This is a genomic window from Bradyrhizobium sp. NBAIM08 (genome assembly GCF_020193935.1).
Taxonomy (GTDB): Bacteria; Pseudomonadota; Alphaproteobacteria; order Rhizobiales; family Xanthobacteraceae; genus Bradyrhizobium; species Bradyrhizobium yuanmingense.
This window is the reverse complement of sequence record NZ_JADYVR010000003.1, coordinates 365,954-386,844: the sequence shown is the minus strand read 5'-3', so window position 1 is coordinate 386,844 and position 20,891 is coordinate 365,954. Positions and strand designations below refer to the sequence as shown.

Genomic DNA, 20,891 nt, shown 5'->3' with positions numbered 1-20,891 from the left:
CCACCCATTCCGATCATTCTCAAAGGAGGTCCCAATGAGCACGCCTATGTGGATTCGGCAGATTCATCGCTGGCTGTCGATGGCTTTCACGCTTGCCGTCATCGCCAACATCGTGGCGATGACGATGCAAGTCGAGGCCGTGTGGATCGGCTTCCTGGCGCTGGTGCCGCTGATTCCGCTGCTCGCGACCGGGCTCTATCTGTTCGCGCTGCCTTATCGCGGCCGCAGCAACGCGTGAACGAGGCCATGATGAAGAAGCCCGTGGCGGCGAAGACGAGCAGCGCGAGGCAAGCAGGTACCGCCTCGCCATCCAAGCTGATCGACGGCCGGATCAAGGAGCTCGGCGACTGGCGCGGCGAGATGCTGGGGCGGGTTCGCGCGCTGATCAAGGAGGCCGACCCTGATGTCGTCGAAGAGTGGAAATGGCGCGGTGTTCCCGTCTGGGAGCACGACGGCATCATCTGCACCGGCGAGACCTACAAGGAGGTCGTGAAGCTGACCTTCGCCAAGGGCGCCGCGCTGGCGGATCCCGCAGGTCTCTTCAATTCCAGCCTCGACGGCAATGTGCGCCGCGCGATCGATATTCGCGAGGGCGAAACGATCAACGAGAAGGCGTTGAAGGCGCTGATCCGCGCGGCGGTCGAGCTGAATGCGAGCAAGAAGAAGCCGGGGAAGCGATCAGCCTCGTAGACGCGATGGGCCGCCACAAGTGCCTTCCTTCTCCCCTTGCGGGAGAAGGTGGCGCGAAGCGCCGGATGAGGGGTCTCCATCGGCACGGGAGAGTGCGGAGAGATACCCCTCACCCCAGTGAGCTTATGTCTGCCGGCGTCGCTGCCCTCTCCCGCAAGGGGCGAGGGCACATCAATGCGCATCTCGCGTGGTGCCCCATGTAGGCAGCCCCGTCACGCCACCGCCGCCGCGATCGGGCGTGGGCTGACGACGTATTCGCGCAGCACCTTGTCGTTGGCATCGACCTCGATCAGTGCGACGTCGTAGGTCCAGAGATCGGCCAGGTGCTGGAGCACGCGCTTGGCGTCGGTCTCGTTGAGCTGCGAGCCCTTGATGACGTGGTGATGCAGGATCAGGCGGCGGTCGCCGGAGAGATCGACGTCGACCACCTCGATATTGGCGTCGATGAAGCCGACATCGTGCTGCCGCGCCAGCTCGCGGCGGACGCGGCGGAAGCCGCGCTCGTCGTGGATGGCGTCGACCCGGATGCCGGCGCGCTCTTCGGGATCGTCGTGCAGGTGGAACATGCGGAAGTGCCGCATCAACTTCGGGCTCAGGAACTGCCCGATGAAGCTTTCATCGCGGTAATTGGCCCAGACGTCGCGCAGCACGCCCATGACGTCGCCCTTGCCGGCGATGTCGGGGAACCACTCGCGGTCCTCGTCTTCCGGATTGCTGACGATGCGCTCGATGTCCTGCATCACGGCAAAACCGAGTGCGTAAGGATTGAAGCCCGAGAAGCGCGGGTCGTCGAATTCGGGCTGGAACACCACATTGGTGTGCGACCCCAGAAATTCGAGGAAGTTGCCGTCGCTGATGCGACCCTGCTCGTGCAGCTTGGTCATGATGCGATAATGGACGTAGGTCGCCGTTCCCTCGTTCATGACCTTGGTCTGGCTCTGCGGATAGAAATATTGCGCGATGTGGCGGACGATGCGGAGCAGCTCGCGCTGCCAGGGCGCCAGCCGCGGCGCGCTCTTCTCCAGGAAATAGAGCAAATTCTCCTGCGGCAGGCCGAGCAGCTTGCGGCGGCGCTCGATGCTGAGCGTGGAGCGGCTCTTGGCGGCGCCCTTCGGCACGGTGCGCCAGAGATCGTTGAAGACCTCCTCCTCGTGCTGGCGGCGACGCCCTGCCCGCTTCTCCTCGGCGCGCAGATCGAGCTTCTTCTTGCCGGGATAACGGTCGATGCCGTGCGACATCAGCGCGTGCGCGGCGTCGAGCGTGCGCTCGACCTCGATGCGGCCGTAGCGATCCTCGCACTGCATGACGTAGTTCTTGGCGAAGTCGAGATAGTCCAGGATGCCGTCGGCATCGGTCCATTGCTTGAACAGATAATTGTTCTTGAAGAAATGGTTGTGGCCGAAGGCGGCGTGCGCGATCACCAGCGTCTGCATCGTCGCCGTGTTCTCCTCCATCAGATAGGAGATGCAGGGCGAGGAGTTGATGACGATCTCGTAGGCCAGCCCCATCAGGCCCTTGCGGTAGGACGCCTCATGGAACGCGAAGTGCTTGCCGAACGACCAGTGCTTGTAGAACAGGGGCATGCCGACCGACGAATAGGCGTCCAGCATCTGCTCGGCGGTGATGACCTCGATCTGGTTCGGATAGACGTCGAGGCCGAGATCCTTCAGCGCCACCTCCTCGCAGGCATCGGTGATGCGCTGCAAGGTGTGGAAATCCCAATCGGCGCCTTCGAACAAACGTTCCTTCATGGAGCGGCCTTCTCCTGGGCAGTGTCGCGGCGCTGGAATAGATCGTGGAACACCGGGAAGATCTCGCTGCGCTCCGAGACCTTGCGCATCGAGAGCGGGGCGCCGCTGTTGCGCAGGCGTTCGTAGAGGCTCCAGAGCGAGGAGTCGGAGAGATCGAAGGCGCTGCCGCCGGCCTCGCCGACCTCGAGATAGGCGAAGAACTGGCAGACCGGCAGGATCTTCTCGGTCAAGAGGAGCCCGGTGAGCTCGCCGTCGGAATAGGAATTGTCGCCGTCGGAAGCCTGCGCGGCGTAGATGTTCCAATCCGACGGGTTGAAGCGCTCGCGCACGATCTCGTGCATCGCCTGCAGCGCACTGGAGACCAGCGTGCCGCCCGAGGCCGGACCGTAGAAGAAGGTCTGCTCGTCGACCTCCTCGGCGCGGTCGGTGTGGCGGATGAAGACGATCTCGACGTGCTTGTAGCGCCGCTTCAGGAACACGTAGAGCAGCATGTAGAAGCGTTTCGCCAGGTCCTTCATGTGCTCGGACATCGAGCCGGAGACGTCCATCAGGCAGAACATCACGGCCTGCGCGACGGGCTTGGGCACCGTCTCGAAGCGCCGGTAGCGGATGTCGAGCGGATCGATGAAGGGGATGCGCTTGGACTTCGCCTTCAAGGTTTCGAGCCGGGCCACGAGAGCCGCACGCTCGTCCTCGTCGGTGCAGGCTTCGATCGCGGCTTCCAGCTCCTCGATCTCGTCCTTGCGCGGACGCTTGAGCGCGATGCGGCGGGCCAGCGCGAGCTTCACCGTCCGGCTCACCGAGATGTTGGCGGGCGAGCCGGTCATGGTGTAGCCGGCGCGCTGGATGCCTTCGCTCTCGGTCTGCGCGATCTTGCGCTTGGCGAGATCCGGAAGCTCGAGGTCGTCGAGGAACAGATCGACGAACTCGTCACGGCTCAACACGAAACGGAAGGCATCCTCGCTGTCGCCTTCGCCGGGACCGGAATCCTTGGCGCTGCCCTGCCCGGAGCGCTGGAGATAGTCGCCTTCGATGAACTTCTTGTTGCCGGGCAGGACCATGTCGCGCGTCCCGCCTTCACGGCGGAAACGCGGCTCGTGCATGCCGTCGAGTGGAATCGTGACCTCACCACCCTCCAGGACGTCCTTGATGTCGCGTTCCTGCGAGGTCTTCTTGACGGCGCCCTGCACCAGGGATTTGGCCCGACGCAAGAACCGCTGGCGGTTCTCAAGACTCTTGCCGCCTGGATTCAGGCGCCTGTCAATAATGTGAATGGGCACTTTACCATTCGCCTCCCATCCGCCTCAACCGGCCTGCTTCACGCGCATGTACCATTCGACGAGGCGGCGAACCTGACGTTCGGTATAGCCGCGCTCCACCATGCGTGCGACGAACTCGCCGTGCTTCTTCTCCGTCTCGCCGTCCTTCTTCGACCCGAAGGAGATGACCGGAAGCAGGTCCTCGACTTGGGAGAATATCCGCTTTTCGATCACATCGCGAATCTTCTCGTAGGAGGTCCAGGTCGGGTTTTTGCCGCCGTTCTGGGCCCGGGAGCGTAACGAGAATTTGACGACCTCGTTGCGGAAATCCTTGGGGTTGGCGATGCCCGCCGGCTTCTCGATTTTCGTCAGCTCCTGGTTCAAAAGCTCGCGATCGAGCAACTGGCCGGTATCGGGATCCTTGAAGTCCTGGTCCTCGATCCAGGCGTCGGCATAGTCGACGTAGCGATCGAACAGGTTCTGCCCATAATCCGAGTAGGATTCGAGATAAGCCTTCTGGATCTCGTTGCCGATGAACTCGGCGTAGCGCGGTGCGAGCTCGGCCTTGATGAACTCGAGATAGCGTTTCTCGGTCTCCTCAGGCAGCTGCTCGCGGCGGATCGCCTGCTCCAGCGCGTACATCAGATGCACGGCGTCGGCGGCCACCTCCTGCGGATCGTGGTTGAACGTCGCAGCCAGGATCTTGAAGGCGAAGCGGGTCGAGGCGCCATCCATGCCTTCGTCGACGCCGGCGGCGTCGCGATATTCCTGGACGCTGCGCGCCTTCGGATCGGATTCCTTCAGGCTCTCGCCGTCGTAGACCCGCATCTTGGCGAACAGGGTGGAGTTCTCGTGCTTGCGCAGGCGCGACATCACCGAGAACCGCGCCAGCGTCTCCAGCGTCGACGGCGCGCAAGGAGCCGAGGCGAGCTCGGAGCCCTGGATCAGCTTCTCGTAGATCTTCTGCTCCTCGGTGACCCTGAGGCAGTAGGGCACCTTGATGACGCAGATGCGGTCGATGAAGGCTTCGTTGTTCTTGTTGGCCTTGAAGCTCGCCCACTCGGCCTCGTTCGAGTGCGCCAGGATGATGCCGGTGAACGGGATCGCGCCGATGTTCTCGGTGCCGATATAGTTGCCTTCCTGGGTTGCGGTCAGCAACGGGTGCAGCATCTTGATCGGCGCCTTGAACATCTCGACGAACTCGAGCACGCCCTGGTTGGCGCGGTTGAGACCGCCGGAATAGCTGTAGGCGTCGGGATCGTTCTGGGCGTAGGTCTCGAGCTTGCGGATGTCGACCTTGCCGACCAGCGAGGAGATGTCCTGGTTGTTCTCGTCACCGGGCTCGGTCTTGGCGATCGCGATCTGGCGCAGCCGCGACGGCTGGATCTTGGCGACCCGGAATTGCGAGATGTCGCCGCCGAAGGCTTCGAGCCGCTTGTAGCACCAGGGGCTCATCAGGCCGGTGAGGCGACGGCGCGGAATGCCGTACTTCTCCTCCAGCATCGGACCGAGCTGATCGGGATCGAACAGGCTGAGCGGGCTCTCGAACACCGGCGAGAGCTCGTCGCCGGCCTTGAGCACGTAGATCGGCTGCACTTCCATCAGCGACTTGAGCCGCTCGGCGAGCGAGGACTTGCCGCCGCCGACCGGGCCGAGCAGGTAGAGGATCTGCTTGCGCTCTTCGAGACCTTGCGCCGCATGGCGGAAGAAACCGACGATGCGCTCGATGGTTTCTTCCATGCCGTAGAAGCCGGCGAAGGCTGGATAGGTGCGGATGGTGCGGTTCAAAAAAATACGGCCAAGGCGTGGGTCCTTGGCCGTGTCAATCGTCTGAGGCTCACCGATCGCCGCTAGCAGTCGTTCAGCCGCGTTCGCGTATTTCATGGGATCGCTTCGACACGATTCCAGATATTCCGCCATCGACATGTCGTGCTGGCTTCTCGCCTCGAACGACCGAGCGAAAGCGTTGAATAGAGAATCGTTGTACATGATCCCTCTCCGCGTGAGTTCCGCTACAAGCTGAAACGAAAGCAGTTACCGGACCGTTCCTCAGGCCGTTTCGAATCAGCGTGAGCACATGACAGTCATTGGACACCCGGGTGCCGACTCGACGCAACGCACAACGTAGGCACTCCATGAGTTACGAACAGGCACCTGCCTGTAATTTGTGCGAATCTCTGTCTATTCTGGCTCATTTCCAGAAAATGTCACTCGGTCGCCACATCCGGGCGTTCCCGGGGATGGCCCCATCCGGCGGTGCAGCATAGCGATCGGGGAGCGGCGATCTTATGACGCTTGTACGGCGAAGCCTTGCGGTCCCCGTTCATCTTCCTGCTGCAATGCGGTGTGCTGGCAGCCTGTACGTCGCGGCAACGCGCAGCACCGTGTCACAGTCGCTGCCAGGCCAGGCCCACCCCGACGGATGACAACGCGATCGTTCTGCGCGTAGCGCCGGCTCGGGATGCTGCGGAGCTCTTCGCATGTCCGGTGTCGGCCTCAGCACGATCATTTCGTGACCGCGGCAATCTTCGAGCAAGATCTCCGCCATCGAACCCCGTGGCAGAAATTCAATGTCGATGCGGAGATCGCGGATGCGTAGGAGTGGATGACGACGACATGCCCGTTGGGGCAGCGAAGCGCTCAGATCGGCCGGATGGCGAACGACCTTTACGCAACAGTGAGCGTGACCGCCGGGATCGCCATGATCGCGACGGAGTTACACTGGAGGGTATGACTCCCGCACCCTTGATTGGTTCCCTCCCGGGTGCATGTAGGCTAGAGGATAGCGCGTCAGGACCTTCGCGAAAACCCCTCGTCCGCAGGCTTGGAGATAAATAGGCATCATGAATCCCGTCAAAGAACTGGAAAAGCACGGACAGGCGGTCTGGCTCGACTTCCTGGCCCGCGGTTTCATCGCCAAGGGCGACCTGAAGCGGCTGATCGACACCGACGGCGTCAAGGGCGTCACCTCCAACCCGTCGATCTTCGAGAAGGCGATCGGCAGCTCGGACGAATATGACGCTCCGATCGGCAAGGCGCTGAAGCGCGGCGACCGCAATGTGGCCGACCTGTTCGAGGCCGTCGCGATCGAGGACATCCAGAACGCCGCCGACGTGCTGCGCCCGGTCTATGACCGCCTCAAGGGCGGCGACGGCTATGTCAGCCTGGAGGTCTCCCCCTATCTCGCAATGGACACATCAGGCACGGTCGCGGAGGCGCGGCGGCTCTGGAAGGACGTCGGTCGCAAGAACCTGATGGTGAAGGTGCCGGCGACGCCGGAGGGCCTGCCGGCGATCGAGCAGCTGATCAGCGAGGGCATCAGCATCAATATCACGCTGCTGTTCTCCAAGGCCGTCTATCTCGAGGTGGCCGAGGCCTACATCGCCGGTCTGGAGACCTACGTCGCCGGCGGCGGCGATCCGTCGCATGTGGCCAGCGTCGCCAGCTTCTTCGTCAGCCGGATCGATTCGGTGGTCGACAAGCAGCTGGACGAGAAGATCGCCCGCGCCAACGATCCGTCCGAGAAGGAACGTCTCGCCGCGCTCAAGGGCAAGGTGGCGATCGCCAACGCCAAGCTCGCCTACCAGGACTACAAGCGCCTGTTCGCAGGCCCCCGCTGGGAGAGGCTCGCCGCCAAGGGCGCCAAGCCGCAGCGCATGCTGTGGGCCTCCACCGGCACCAAGAACAAGGATTACAGCGACGTCCTCTATGTCGAGGAGCTGATCGGCCCGGACACCATCAACACCGTGCCGCCGGCAACGCTGGATGCGTTCCGCGACCACGGCAAGCCGCGCGACAGCCTGGAAGAGAACGTCGAGGACGCGAAGCGCGTGCTGGACGAGCTGGAGCGCTCCGGCATCTCGCTCGATGCGATCGCCGAGGAGCTGGTCAAGGACGGCGTCAAGCTGTTTGCGGATGCCGCCGACAAGCTCTACGGCGCCGTCGCCCACAAGCGCGCCGTCGTGCTCGGGCCCGCACTCGACCGCCAGCAGCTTTCGCTGGGCGAGGCGCTCGGCAAGGCGCTGGCCAAGACCACGGAGGAATGGCGGGCGTCGGCCAAGATCCGCAGGGTGTGGCAGCGCGACAAGGCGGTCTGGACCGGCGCGGACGAGGACAAATGGCTGGGCTGGCTCGACAGCCCGGCGAAGGCCGACATTGCCGATTACGAGGACTATGCGGGCCGCGTGAAGGGCCAGAAATTCTCCGACGCCGTCGTGCTCGGCATGGGCGGTTCCAGCCTCGGCCCCGAGGTGCTGGCGGAGACCTTCGGCAAGAAGCCCGGCTTCCCCAAGCTGCACGTGCTCGACTCCACCGATCCGGCACAGGTGCGGGCGATGGAGGCGAAGATCGACATCGCCAACACCGTCTTCATCGTCTCCAGCAAGTCCGGCGGCACCACCGAGCCGAACGCGATGAAGGACTATTTCCACGAGCAGGTTGCCAAGGCGGTGGGTGCAAAGGTGAAGACCGGGCATCGCTTCATCGCGGTGACCGACCCCGGCTCGTCGCTGGAGAAGGCGGCGAAGCAGCTGAACTACGCCCGCATCTTCCATGGCGAGCCCTCGATCGGCGGACGCTATTCGGTGCTCTCGCCCTTCGGCTTGGTGCCGGCGGCAACCGCGGGCATCGACGTCAAGAGCTTCGTCAAGCATGCGCTGGCGATGGCCCGCTCCTGCGGCCCCGATGTGCCGCCGTCCGAAAACCCGGGCGTGCAGCTCGGCCTTGCCATAGGTCTCGCGGGACTCGAAGGCCGCGACAAGGTGACGATCCTGGCGTCGAAGAAGATCGCCGATTTCGGCGCCTGGGCCGAGCAGCTGATCGCGGAATCGACCGGCAAGGAGGGCAAGGGCCTGATCCCGATCGAGGGCGAGCCGCTGGGCGATCCCTCCGTCTACGGCAACGACCGTTTCTTCATCGACATCCGCGTCGAAGGCGAAGCGGATGCAGCACACGATTCCCAGCTTGCAGCGATCGAGGCGGCGGGTCACCCCGTGGTGCGCATCGTCATGAAGTCGATCGAGCATCTCGGCCAGGAATTCTTCCGCTTCGAGATGGCAACCGCCGTGGCCGGCAGCATTCTCGGCATTAACCCGTTCGACCAGCCGGACGTCGAAGCGGCCAAGATCAAGACCCGCGAGCTCACCGCCGCGTTCGAGAAGACCGGCAAGCTGCCGGCGGAAGAGCCGGTGGTCAGCACCAAGGAAGCCGATCTCTACACCGACGAAGCCAATGCCACGGCGCTGCGCGCCGCCGGCGCCAATGGCGATCTCGGCTCCTGGCTGAAGGCGCATCTGTCGCGATCCAGCGACGGAGACTACTTCGCCCTGCTCGGCTACATCGCGCGCGACAAGGCCACGATCGATGCGCTCCAGGCCATGCGCCTAGAGGTGCGCGAGAAGCGGCATGTCGCGACCTGCGCCGAGTTCGGCCCGCGCTTCTTGCATTCGACGGGACAGGCCTACAAGGGCGGGCCCGACAGCGGCGTGTTCCTCCAGATCACCGCCGACGACGCCAAGGACCTGCCTGTGCCGGGCCAGAAGGCGAGCTTCGGCGTGATCAAGGCGGCGCAGGCGCGCGGCGATTTCGACGTGCTGACGGAACGCGGCCGGCGTGCGCTGCGGGTGCACCTGAAGGGCGGGCTCAAGAAAGGCCTCGCCGCGCTAAATGCAGCGCTCAACGACGCGCTGAACTAAAGGGAATAATGCAGATGCAACTCGGCATGATCGGCCTCGGCCGAATGGGCGGCAACATCGTTCGCCGCCTGATGCGGCACGGGCATTCGACGGTGGTCTACGACAAGGACGCCAAGGCCGTCGCCGGCCTTGCCGCCGATGGCGCGGCCGGCTCGGCGACGCTGGAAGAGTTCGTCGCAAAGCTGGAGCGGCCGCGCACGGCCTGGGTGATGCTGCCGGCAGGACGCATCACCGAGACCACGATCGAGACGATCGCCGGTGTGATGCAGGAAGGCGACGTCATCATCGACGGCGGCAACACCTTCTGGCAGGACGACGTCCGCCGCGGCAAGGCGCTGAAGGCGCGCGGCATCCATTATGTCGATGTCGGCACCTCAGGCGGCGTTTGGGGGCTCGACCGCGGTTACTGCATGATGATCGGCGGCGAGAAGCAGGTGGTCGACCGGCTCGATCCGATCTTCGCGGCGCTCGCGCCGGGCGCCGGCGACATTCCGCGCACGCCGGGGCGCCAGGGCCGCGATCCCCGCGTCGAACAAGGCTACATCCACGCCGGGCCCGTCGGCGCAGGCCATTTCGTCAAGATGATCCACAACGGCATCGAGTACGGCCTGATGCAGGCCTATGCCGAAGGTTTCGACATCCTCAGGAATGCCAATATCGAGGCTTTGCCGGCGGATCATCGCTACGATTTCGATCTCGCCGACATCGCTGAAGTGTGGCGGCGTGGCAGCGTGATTCCGTCCTGGCTGCTCGACCTCACCTCGACTGCCCTCGCCGACAGTCCGCAACTGTCGGAATATTCCGGCTTCGTGGAGGATTCCGGCGAAGGCCGCTGGACCGTGAATGCGGCGGTCGACGAGGCCGTGCCGGCCGAGGTTTTGACCGCGGCGCTCTACACACGTTTCCGTTCCCGCCGGGAACACACCTTCGCTGAAAAAATTCTCTCGGCGATGCGCGCAGGGTTCGGCGGACACAAGGAGCCGAAGCAGCCGGGCGCGGCGAAGCCGAAGTAACGAGTAAACCAAGCGAAGGCTGACCATTCGTGACAAAAGACCCGCAGCCAAAGCGCAAGCCGGAAAATTGCGCCTTCGTCATCTTCGGCGTCACCGGCGATCTCACCCATCGCCTGGTGATGCCCTCGCTCTACAACCTGGCCGCCGAGCATCTTCTGCCGGAGAAATTCTGCGTCGTCGGCGTCGCCCGCAGGGGCCAGTCGGATGAGGAGCTGCGCGACAGCCTGCTGAAGGGCTTGCGGCAATTCGCGACGCGCCCGGTGGACGACGACATCGCGACGAGGCTTTTGGAATGCGTGACCTTCGTCGAGGCCGACGCAAAGGATCCGCCCTCCTTCGACCGCCTGCGCCAGCATCTGGATTCGCTGGAATGCGCGCAGGACACCGGCGGCAACCGGCTGTTCTATCTGGCAACGCCGCCGGCCGCGTTCGCGCCGACCGCGCGGGAGCTCGGCCGCACCGGCATGATGAGGGAGAACGGCGCCTGGCGGCGGCTCGTGATCGAAAAGCCGTTCGGCACCGATCTGGCCTCGGCCCGCGCGCTGAATGCCGAACTCTTGAAGATCATGGACGAGCACCAGATCTACCGGATTGATCATTATCTCGGCAAGGAAACGGTGCAGAACATCCTGGTGCTGCGCTTTGCCAACGGCATGTTCGAGCCCATCTGGAATCGCAACCACATCGACCACATCCAGATCACCGTGGAAGAGAAGCTCGGGGTCGGCCACCGCGGCGGCTTCTATGATGCCACCGGCGCGCTGCGCGACATGGTGCCGAACCACCTGTTCCAGCTGATGTCGCTGGTCGCGATGGAGCCTCCCGCCCGCTTCGACGCACATTCCGTACGCTCCGAGAAGGCGGACGTGCTGACATCGATCCAGCTGCCCAGCCGGGAGGACGCACTGAAGAATTCGGTGCGCGCGCAATATCTCGCGGGCCGCAGCGGCGACGACGAGATCACGGACTATCGCAAGACCGCGGACGTCAAGCCCGACAGCACCACCGAGACCTTTGTCGCGCTCAAGCTGATGATCGACAATTGGCGCTGGGCCGGCGTCCCGTTCTACTTGCGCACCGGCAAGGCGCTCGGCCACAAGCGCACCGAAGTCGCGATCAAGTTCAAGCAGGCACCGCTGTCGATGTTCTCAGGGACGGACGTCGACCGGCTGTCGCAGAACTTCCTCACCATCGGCATCGCGCCGACTGAGACCATCGAGCTGCAGTTCAACGCCAAGATCCCGGGGCCGAGCATCACCATCGACGGCGTCGAGATGAAGTTCCGCTATGGCGACTATTTCCGCGCCGATCCCTCGACCGGCTATGAGACGCTGATCTACGACTGCATGATCGGCGACAACATCCTGTTCCAGCGCGCCGACGGCATCGAGGCCGGCTGGCAGGCCGTGCAGCCGTTCCTGGATGCCTGGAAGGGCGCGGGCAGCAACGGCATCGAAACCTATGAAGCCGGCAGCGACGGCCCTGCCTGCGCCGACGAGCTGCTCCGGCGCGACGGGCGAAGCTGGCGGAAGTTCTCGTGATGGCTCAGGCCGAGCAGCCGAAGCTGATCGTCGAGGCCGATGCCGAAGCTCTCGCCCGCGCCGCGGCCGAACGCGTGCTGGCGCGGATCGCGGCCAATGCCGGCCGGATTGCAATCTGCCTCACCGGCGGCTCCAGCCCGAGGACGCTGTATCAGTTGCTCGGCAGCGAGGCCTGGCGCGGCAGGATTCCGTGGGAGCGCGTGCACTGGTTCATCGGCGACGAGCGTTTCGTGCCCGACAGCGATCCCCTCAACAACATGGCGGTCGCCCGCGCGACCTTTCTCGATCGCCACGCGCCCGCCGGCCATATTCACCCGATCCCGACCACAGCCGACAATCCCGATGCCGCTGCGGAAGCCTACGCGCGTGAGCTGCAGGCCTTCTATGGCGGAGACCAGCTCGATCCCGCACGTCCGCTGTTCGATCTCGTCCTGATGGGCGCCGGACCGGACGGCCACACCGCCTCGCTGTTTCCCGGTTACCCCGAGATCGAGGAGACCCGACGCTGGGTCGTCGGCGTTCCCAAGGCGAACGTTGCGCCGTTCGTGCCGCGGGTCTCGCTCACCCTGCCCGCTTTGGCCTCCTGCCGCGAGATGCTGTTCGAGATTGCCGGGCACGACAAGCGGCCGATCTTGACGCGCCTCTGCAATGGCGAGAATCTGCCGGCCTTACGCGCGCGCTCGGACGGCGAAACCGTCTGGCTGGTCGACAGGGCCGCGCTTCCGGAGGACATTCGTGGGCCGCGCTGAAGCACCCTGTGCATTGATCGTGATGGGCGTGTCGGGCTCGGGCAAGAGCACGGTCGCGAAGGCGCTCGGCGAGCGCCTCGGCTGGCGCTTCGAGGACGGCGACAGCTTCCATCCCGCCAGCAATGTCGAGAAGATGCGAGCCGGACATCCCCTCACCGACGAAGATCGCTGGCCCTGGCTGAATGCCATCGCCGACGAGATCGCGCGGGTCTGCGGCCGCGGCGAGCACGTCATCATCGCCTGCTCGGCGCTGAAGCACGCCTATCGCGACGTGCTGCTGCGCGGACGCGATGACGTCCGCTTCGTGTTCCTGAAGGGCACGAAGGAGCTGATCGCCGAGCGGCTCGCGCAGCGCAAGGGGCACTTCATGCCGCCCGGACTGCTCGCCAGCCAGTTCGAGACGCTGGAGCCTCCGGAGCCGGGCGAGCACGTCATCACCGTCTCGATCGACGAGACCGTCGAGGCGATCGTAGACGGCATCGTGCGGCAGCTCAAACTGGGCGGCGCAACACCCAAGGTTCTGCCATGACCCAAATCTCACTCGTGGTCTCCGACGTCGACGGCACGCTGCTGACCAAGGACAAAACGCTAACGGAGCGCGCGAAGAACGCCGTGCAGCGGCTGCACCAGGCTGGCATCGGTTTCACCATCACCTCCAGCCGTCCGGCGATCGGCATGCGCTTCTTGATCGAGCCGCTGGCGCTGTGGCTGCCGGTTGGGCCGTTCAACGGCTCCTCGATCGTCGATCCCGAGATGCGGCCGGTCGAGCAGCACCTGATTCCCGCGCGCGCGGCCGAGCGCACCTTGCAGATCCTCCGCGATTACGGCGCCGATATCTGGCTGTTCACCACCGACAAATGGCTGATCGACAATCCCAGCGGCAGCTACGTCGCGCACGAGCGGCACACGATCCGCTCCGATCCGACGATCGTGACTGACTTCTCGCCCTATCTTGCCAGCGCCTGTAAGATCGTCGGCGCCAGCGCCGACGCCGCCCGGCTCGAGGCGTGCGAGAAGGTGATGCAGGAAGCCCTCGGCAGCGCGGCGACCGCGGTGCGCTCGCAGACCTATTATCTCGACATCACCCCGCCGGGCTTCAACAAGGGCACGTTCGTGCAAGCGATGGCCAAGCGCCTCGGCATCTCGACCGACGCGGTCGCCACCATCGGCGACATGCAGAACGACCTCGCGATGTTCCGCGTCAGCGGCACCTCGATCGCCATGGGCAACGCCGCCGACAACGTCAAGGACGAGGCGACGCACGTCACTGCGACCAACGAGCAGGACGGTTTTGCCGAGGCGATGGAGATGATCTTGACGCGGAATGGGATGGGCTGAGCGATCGGCCAATGGTGCGTAATTTTGGAAATTGAGCGGCTCACCTTCCAGCACGACGGCGCGCAGCTGTTCCGCCGGGCGCTGACATCCGATCGAGTACACGAACTCGGGGCAGCCCTGTCCCATTTGCCGCCCGATCACGCCGGACTGAGGTTGAGAGGCATCGACGCTCTCGCCCCCTTCCTTGTCGCCAGCGGAGATGTCGGAAGCTGTGCTGCGTCGGTGCTTGGGGAGGCATGCCGCCCGGTCAGGGCCATCCTGTTCGACAAGACGGCCGCGACGAACTGGGCCCTCGGCTGGCATCAGGACCGCACCATCGCGGTGAAGGAGCGTATTCCGGTCGATGACTTCGACATCTGGAGCATCAAGAGCGGCATGCAGCATGTCGAGCCACCCTTTGCGTTGCTGTCAGGCATGGTGACCCTGCGGGTTCATATCGATCCGGTCCCGGCCAGCAATGCGCCGCTGCTGATCGCGCCCGGCTCGCACAAGCTCGGGCGGATTCCGGAAGATGAGGTGCGGGACGTCGTTCGACGTTGCGACACGGTTGCGTGTCTGGCTGATGCCGGCGACCTCTGGCTGTACGCAACGCCGATTCTCCACGCGTCTGACGCCGCCACCTCCCCAATGCATCGCCGCGTCCTGCAAGTCGACTTTGCCGTCAGCGAGCTTCCGGGCGGTCTGGAGTGGCTTGGGGTCTAAAGCGGAGTGGCTTTAGGTCGAATCGATTGCCGCGGCTCGTTCACCTCTCCCCCTTGCGGGAGAGGTCGGCGCGTAGCGGCGGGTGAGGGTTCTCTCCTCTTGGGGGTTCGCCCAGCGGAGACACCCTCTCCCCAACCCTCTCCCGCAAGCGGGAGAGGGAGTGCACCGTGCTCGTGGAGGCAAAAGCGCCTGACGGCGCTTCCTACTTCGACCGCTGCACTGCCGGCTTCTCGCTGCCCTGCCTTGCCGCCGATAAATTGTGCGCCGTGTTGATCAGCGCGATGTGGGTCAGCGCCTGCGGGAAATTGCCGGTCTGGCGGCGGGCCACGGAATCGTATTCTTCGGCCAGCAGCCCGACGTCGTTGGCGATGCCGACCACGCGGTCAAGCAGAACTTGCGCCTTGTCGAGATCGCCCGACAGCACATAGGCATCGGCGAGCCATAGGGTACAGGCCAGGAAGGCGCCTTCGAGCGGCGGCTGGTCCGGGGGCAGCTCGCGCGGGTCGTGCCGCAGCACGAAACCGTCGCGCATCAGGCATTTTTCGGCCGCGGCGATGGTGCCGCGGATGCGCGGGTCGTCCGCCGGCAGGAAGCCGACGGCGGGCAGCAGCAGCACGCTGGCGTCGAGCATCTTCGAGCCGTAGGATTCGACGAACGCATTCTCCTCCGCATCGAATCCCCTGTTGCAGACATCTCGATGAATGGCTTCGCGTAGCGCACGCCAGTGCAGCAGCGGCGCCTTGAAGCCGAAGGTCTCGGCGCTCTTGATGCCGCGGTCGAAGGCGACCCAGGTCATCACCTTGGAGAAGACATAGTGCTTGGGCTGGCCGCGCCGCTCCCAGATGCCGTGGTCGGGCCGGTCCCAGACTTCGGCCAGATGATTGAGCACGGCGCATTCCAGCGCCCAGGTCGTCTCGTCGTCGAGCTTGAGCCTCGCCATGCGCGACTGGTGGAAGGCGTCGATCAATTCGCCGTAAACATCGAGCTGGAGCTGCGCGTGGGCGGCATTGCCGACGCGCACCGGCTGCGCCCCCTCGTAGCCGCCGAGCCAGCCCGCCTCCCATTCCAGGAGGCGCCGCTGGCCCCAGATGCCGTACATGATCTGCATGTTCGCGGGCGAGCCGGCCGCGGCGCGCAGCAGCCAATTGTGCCAGGCCAGGGCTTCCTCGGTGTAGCCCGAGTTCATCAGCGCCAGCAGCGTGAAGGTGGCATCGCGCAGCCAGCAGAAGCGATAGTCCCAGTTCCTGCTGCCTCCGAGCTTCTCCGGCAAGGAGGTGGTGGGTGCCGCGACGATGCCGCCGGTCGGCGCGAAGGTCAGCGCCTTCAGCGTGATCAGCGAACGCAGGACCAGCTCCTGATAGTCGCCGTCACGGGTGCAATGGCCGCACCAGTCCTCCCAGAATTTTTCGGTCTCCTGAAGCGCCAGCTCCGCATCGATCGGCGCAGGCGGGGCGAGATGCGAGGGACCGTAAGTCAGCACGAATGGCACGGTCTCGCCTTCCTTCACCTCGAAATCCGAGACGGTGGTCAGATCCTCGCCGCGGGTCTCGACCGGAGTGCGCAGCACCGTCATGTCCTGGCCGGCGATGGCCATCAAGGAATGGTCGATCCGCCGCACCCAGGGAATATCCGCGCCGAAGCCGAAGCGGATGACGAGCTCCATCCGCATCTTCACGGTGCCACGGATGCCGCGGACCAGCCGCACGATGTCGGACGCCTTGCCGCGTAGCGGCATGAAATCGATCAGCGCGACGGTGCCTTTCTTCGTCTCGAACCGCGTTTCGAGGATGAGGGTGTTGCCGAGATAGCGCCGCGAGATGGAGGTTGCGGCCTCGCTCGGCGCGACCAGCCAGCGGCCGTTTTTGTGGGTACCGAGGATGGCGGCGAAGCAGGCGTCGGAATCGAAGGCCGGCCAGCACAGCCAGTCGATCGAGCCGTTGCGCCCGACCAGCGCCGCGGTCTCGCAATCGCCGATCAGCGCATAGTCCTCGATCCTCTGAGCCAATGTCGTGCGAGCCTGGCAAGTCCCGGCGGCTCAATTCCCGCCGGGCAATGAACGTTCCCGTGTCGCAGCCTTCAAAGCTGCGAGATCGATCTTGGACGCGATCTTGTCGAGCGCGACCGGCAGGCGCTGGCGCCAGTTCGGATGCTCGTCGATCGTGCCGGGAATGTTGGGCTGGTCGATCACGCCGAGCAGATCCTCCATCGACACCGCGAGCAGCCGCGACGGCGTGCGCGACAGGAAGGCCAGCACAGAGTAGAGATCGTTGGCGCTGATGCCGTTCTGGCGCAGGATCTCGTCGAGCCCGCCGAGCGCATCCCATCGCGCCTGGTCGTTCTCGCCGGGATCGAGCCCGAGCGAGCGCTTCATCTTGAGATCGCCGAAGGAGCGCCAGCCGGCATAGGTCGACAGATCATGGGTGTTCAGCGTCACCAGCGCATTGGGCCGGTAATGGTCGACATTGCGGAAATGGCCGGCATCGTCGCGCTCGAACATCATGACGAGATAGGACCAGATGCCGAAATCCTGCATCATCTCCCGGAAACCCTCCGGCACGGTGCCGAGGTCCTCGCCGATCACGATGCATTTATGGGCCGCGCTCTCGCGCGCCACGGCGGCCAGCAGCGCCTCGAACGGCATCTGCACATAGGCGCCGTTGTCGGGCTTGAAGCCGCGCGGCACGAGATAAAGCCGTTTCAGGCCGAGCACGTGATCGAGCCTGATGGCGCCGGCATGGCGCATCGACGCCGCGAGCATGTCGGCGAACGGGACGAAGGATTGCGCTTCCAGCCCACCGGCATTGAAGCCGGCAAGGCCCCAATCCTGGCCGATCGTGTTGAGCACGTCGGGCGGCGCGCCGACCGCGAGATGACGCGAGATCGCCGTCTGCTCGTTCCAGGCATCGAAGCCGTTGGACTGCACGCCGACGGCGACGTCGAGATAGAGCCCGACCCGCATGCCGAGCTGGCCGGCGAGCGTCTTGGCGGCATGCAGCTGGCTATCGGCCGTCCATTGCACGAATTCGACGAACTCGACCTCGCGCCTCTCCGCGCCATTACGCAGCTCGGCGCATTTCGCCTCGTCCGGCTGCTGCCATTCCGCCGGCCATTCCCACCAGGGTGCGGTGAAACGATGCCGCAGCACCTCGAAACAGGCAAAGCGGGACAACAGCGGCGCGCGCTCCGCACGGAAGGCGTCAAACGCCTTGCGACGCGCCTCGCTCGCGCTTGTCACGAAGCTGTTAAAGGCGGCGCGCAGGCCCAGCCATTTCAGCGCCGCCATGTCGGTATAAGGGACGCGGTCGCCCTCGCGCAGACGGGCGGCCGTTGCGGCCGCGTCGGGCACGAGGTCGGCCGAAAATTCAGGGATCGCCTCGACGTCGATATAGAGCGGGTTGAGGAAAAGCCGGCTGTTCGGCGAATAGGGGCTGCAATCGGCCGGGTGATCGTCGAACAGGACATGCAGCGGATTGAGCCCGACGCCGTCGGCCCCGAGCTGCTTGGCGAGCCGGACCAGGCCCGCGAGATCGGTGAAATCGCCGATGCCCCAATTGCGGTCGGAGCGGACGCTGTAGAGCTGCACGGCGAGCAGCCAGCCGCGGTCGAAATCGCCGCCGAAACAGCGCTCGGGCGCCACGATCATCGGCACGTCTTCGCTCGCACCTTCGGCATCGGTCAGCGTCAGGCGGTGATACCCGAGCGCCAGGCCCGCCGGCCAGGCGATCACCGGCTCCCGCGTCTCGCCTGCCGCGATCACATTGCCGTTGCCGGCGATTTTCCATTGCAGCGGCGGCGCGCCAACCGACGCCAATTCCGTGCGCGGGCGTCCGAGCGCACGGACCACGACCGGCCCGCTGACGAAGCGATAGACCCGCTTCTCCGGCAGGGCGTCGAGGATGGATTTGAGGGCCTCGGGCGCGGTGACCCGCAGCTTGCCGAGGGCATCGATGAATTCGGATTGAACGCCCTTGATCCGGGCTTGAGCTAAAAGATCCATTCGGCACGCAGCTTGCAGGCCATGGTTTGGCCAGGGGCATCGATTTTAACGAGATCACGGAAGAGGTTAGTCAGGGGTAACTCGCAAACTGCGCTTGCCGTTCCCAAGGGAACCAATGACACACAAGCGGCTTTCTATCATGGTACCAAGCGTGGGTTCCCGACAAGGGAAACGGGCTCCTGCTTTCTTGTCAATGGCATCACCGTGAACAAGACAATTCAAACTGTCGAGAGTGCCGCGGCCGGCAGCGCTTTCCTGATCGAGGACGTCTATCCCGCGATCGACGGCGGCCGTTTCGCCGTGAAGCGGATCGCGGGCGAGCCGGTCGAGGTCTGGGCCGACATCTACCGCGATGGCGAGGCAGTGATCTCAGCCGCGCTGATCTGGCGAGGAGAGCAGGAGCGCGAATGGCGGAGCGAGCCGATGACCCATCACGGCAATGACCGCTGGTCCGGCGCGTTCACGCCCCCCGAGCCCGGCCAATATGTCTACGCGATCGAAGCCTGGACCGACGAGTTCGCCACGTGGTCGCACGCCGCCGCGCGAAAGCGGCGCACCGGGGCCGATGTCAGCCTCGATGCGATCGAGGGCGCCGGGCTTTTGACCAAGGCGCATGGCGCGCGGCAGGACGCCGCAGCTATCATCATCAGGCAGTGCGAAGATTACCTGAGGAACGGCGACATCACCTCGCTGCTCGCGACCGAGCTCGGCGAAGCCATGGCCGAGAGCCAGTCGCGGCCGGACCTGACGCGTTCGCCATTCTTCCCGCTGACTGCCGACCGCGACAAGGCCCGCTTCAGCACCTGGTATCAGATGATGCCGCGCAGCCAGAGCGCATTGCCGGGCCGGCATGGCACGCTGCGCGACTGCATCGCGCGCGTGCCTGACATCGCCGCGATGGGCTTCGACGTGCTCTACTTCACGCCGATCCACCCGATCGGCAAGACCAGCCGCAAGGGCCGCAACAATGCGCCGGTGGCCCGTGAAGGTGATCCCGGCTCGCCCTATGCGATCGGCTCGGCCGAGGGCGGCCACGATGCGCTGCATCCGGAGCTCGGCACGATCGAGGACTTCCGCGCGTTGGTCGCCACATGTCTTGAATATGGGCTCGAGCTTGCGCTGGACTTCGCGGTGCAGTGCTCGCCGGATCATCCCTGGCTGACGCAGCATCCGGAATGGTTCAAATGGCGGCCCGACCGCTCGGTGAAGACGGCGGACGGCCCCTATTCCGACATCGTTATCCCCGACTTCAATTCGGTCGATCGCGTCGGGCTGTGGAATGCGTTTCGCGACGCCATGCTGTTCTGGATCGACAAGGGTGTAACCATCTTCGCCATCGACAATCACGACACCGCGCCGCTCGCGTTCTGGGAGTGGCTGATCCGCGACATAAGCCGCCGTCATCCCGACGTGATCCTGTTCTCCAAGACCTATGCACGGCCAAAGCTGATGAAGGGCCTCGCCAAGCTCGGCTTTTCGCAGTCCTTCACATACTTTCCTTGGCGCACGGAAAAGTGGGAGCTGGAGCAATATCTCGGCGAGCTGACGCGCTATCCCGAACCCGATTTCTACCGTCCGAACATGTTCGTCAACACGCCTGACCTGTTGCCCTTTCACCTGCAGAGCGGAGAGGCCTGGGCCTTCAAGTCGCGGATCGCACTGGCTGCAACGCTCTCGGGCAATTACGGCATCTACAGCGGATTCGAGCTGCTGGAGCATGAGGCCATTCCCGGCCGCGAAGAATATCTGGATTCCGAGAAGTACCAGATCAGGCAGCGGGACTGGGATCGTCCCGGCAACATCAAATCGTACATCGCCGCGCTCAACCGCATCCGCAACGAGAACGCGGCGCTCCAGCAGACCGCGAATTTGCGCTTTCTCGCCATCGAAGACGGCCAGACGATCGCCTTCGCCAAGGAGGCGGCCGATCCGGCCAACATTGTCGTCGTCGTGATCGCGCTGTCGCGCCGTGAGCGAGAATGCTGGCTGCCGCTCGGCGATCTCACCGTTGACGCCGGCGGGCTGCGTCACCATGTGACGGCACTCGAAAACCTCCTCACCGGCGAACAGTCCCGCATCGAATGGGGCGGCATCAAGTTGCGTATCGATCCCGACCGCGATCCGGCACTTCTGTTCCGCTGCCTGGCGTAAGGGGTCA

General features: G+C 64.5%; 15 protein-coding genes. 10 read left to right on the top strand and 5 right to left on the bottom strand.

Going from position 1 to position 20,891, the window contains the following annotated elements; translation table 11 throughout:
* Positions 1–34: 34 nt before the first annotated feature.
* Positions 35–238 carry a hypothetical protein gene (locus I6F37_RS12675; RefSeq protein WP_036007290.1) on the top strand — a complete coding sequence of 68 codons (204 nt, stop codon included), beginning with the start codon at positions 35–37 and terminating at the stop codon, positions 236–238.
* 11 nt (positions 239–249) lie between these two features.
* The gene (locus I6F37_RS12670) at positions 250–690 is read left to right on the top strand and encodes a DUF1801 domain-containing protein (RefSeq protein ID WP_036007329.1); all 441 of its coding nucleotides are present in this window, start codon (positions 250–252) and stop codon (positions 688–690) included.
* Between the two features lie 212 nt (positions 691–902).
* Here the strand turns inward: I6F37_RS12670 and I6F37_RS12665 are convergent, their stop codons facing one another.
* Genes I6F37_RS12665 through I6F37_RS12655 form a run of 3 tightly spaced genes read right to left on the bottom strand, consistent with a single transcriptional unit; the run spans position 903 to position 5,689 of the window.
* On the bottom strand, positions 903–2,441 hold the full coding sequence (locus I6F37_RS12665) for a SpoVR family protein (RefSeq protein WP_036007288.1): 1,539 nt from the start codon (positions 2,439–2,441) through the stop codon (positions 903–905).
* Positions 2,438–3,715 carry a YeaH/YhbH family protein gene (locus tag I6F37_RS12660; RefSeq protein ID WP_193374965.1) on the bottom strand — a complete coding sequence of 426 codons (1,278 nt, stop codon included), beginning with the start codon at positions 3,713–3,715 and terminating at the stop codon, positions 2,438–2,440. The genes I6F37_RS12665 and I6F37_RS12660 overlap by 4 nt, the downstream gene beginning before the upstream one ends.
* A gap of 30 nt (positions 3,716–3,745) precedes the next feature.
* Positions 3,746–5,689, bottom strand: a complete 1,944-nt coding sequence (locus I6F37_RS12655) for a PrkA family serine protein kinase (RefSeq protein WP_036007284.1) — start codon at positions 5,687–5,689, stop codon at positions 3,746–3,748.
* Between the two features lie 854 nt (positions 5,690–6,543).
* Here I6F37_RS12655 and I6F37_RS12650 point away from each other — a divergent pair.
* The 7 genes from I6F37_RS12650 to I6F37_RS12620 are packed head-to-tail and all read left to right on the top strand — an operon-like array spanning position 6,544 to position 14,736.
* Entirely contained in the window at positions 6,544–9,393 is a 2,850-nt protein-coding gene (locus I6F37_RS12650; protein ID WP_036007282.1) for a bifunctional transaldolase/phosoglucose isomerase, read from the top strand.
* A gap of 14 nt (positions 9,394–9,407) precedes the next feature.
* The gene (gene gnd, locus I6F37_RS12645; RefSeq protein WP_036007326.1) at positions 9,408–10,406 is read left to right on the top strand and encodes a phosphogluconate dehydrogenase (NAD(+)-dependent, decarboxylating); all 999 of its coding nucleotides are present in this window, start codon (positions 9,408–9,410) and stop codon (positions 10,404–10,406) included.
* Between the two features lie 29 nt (positions 10,407–10,435).
* Positions 10,436–11,947 carry a glucose-6-phosphate dehydrogenase gene (zwf, locus tag I6F37_RS12640; RefSeq protein WP_036007281.1) on the top strand — a complete coding sequence of 504 codons (1,512 nt, stop codon included), beginning with the start codon at positions 10,436–10,438 and terminating at the stop codon, positions 11,945–11,947.
* The gene (gene pgl / locus I6F37_RS12635) at positions 11,947–12,696 is read left to right on the top strand and encodes a 6-phosphogluconolactonase (protein WP_036007279.1); all 750 of its coding nucleotides are present in this window, start codon (positions 11,947–11,949) and stop codon (positions 12,694–12,696) included. The genes zwf and pgl overlap by 1 nt, the downstream gene beginning before the upstream one ends.
* A complete protein-coding gene (locus tag I6F37_RS12630; protein ID WP_036007277.1) occupies positions 12,683–13,225 on the top strand; it encodes a gluconokinase in 543 nt (180 codons plus the stop codon). The genes pgl and I6F37_RS12630 overlap by 14 nt, the downstream gene beginning before the upstream one ends.
* The gene (locus I6F37_RS12625) at positions 13,222–14,034 is read left to right on the top strand and encodes a Cof-type HAD-IIB family hydrolase (protein WP_036007275.1); all 813 of its coding nucleotides are present in this window, start codon (positions 13,222–13,224) and stop codon (positions 14,032–14,034) included. The genes I6F37_RS12630 and I6F37_RS12625 overlap by 4 nt, the downstream gene beginning before the upstream one ends.
* 24 nt (positions 14,035–14,058) lie before the next feature.
* Positions 14,059–14,736, top strand: a complete 678-nt coding sequence (locus I6F37_RS12620) for a phytanoyl-CoA dioxygenase family protein (RefSeq protein WP_036007272.1) — start codon at positions 14,059–14,061, stop codon at positions 14,734–14,736.
* Positions 14,737–14,938: 202 nt separating this feature from the next.
* Here the strand turns inward: I6F37_RS12620 and I6F37_RS12615 are convergent, their stop codons facing one another.
* Together I6F37_RS12615 and malQ are read right to left on the bottom strand one after the other, a co-directional pair.
* Complete coding sequence (locus tag I6F37_RS12615; RefSeq protein WP_225139150.1) at positions 14,939–16,741, bottom strand: glycoside hydrolase family 15 protein; 1,803 nt, start codon at positions 16,739–16,741, stop codon at positions 14,939–14,941.
* A gap of 30 nt (positions 16,742–16,771) precedes the next feature.
* Positions 16,772–18,733 (bottom strand): 4-alpha-glucanotransferase, encoded by a 1,962-nt coding sequence (gene malQ / locus I6F37_RS12610; protein ID WP_225151344.1) that lies wholly within the window; start codon positions 18,731–18,733, stop codon positions 16,772–16,774.
* A gap of 204 nt (positions 18,734–18,937) precedes the next feature.
* Here malQ and I6F37_RS12605 point away from each other — a divergent pair, with 204 nt between their 5' ends.
* A complete protein-coding gene (locus I6F37_RS12605) occupies positions 18,938–20,884 on the top strand; it encodes a maltotransferase domain-containing protein (protein WP_036027301.1) in 1,947 nt (648 codons plus the stop codon).
* Positions 20,885–20,891: the final 7 nt, after the last annotated feature.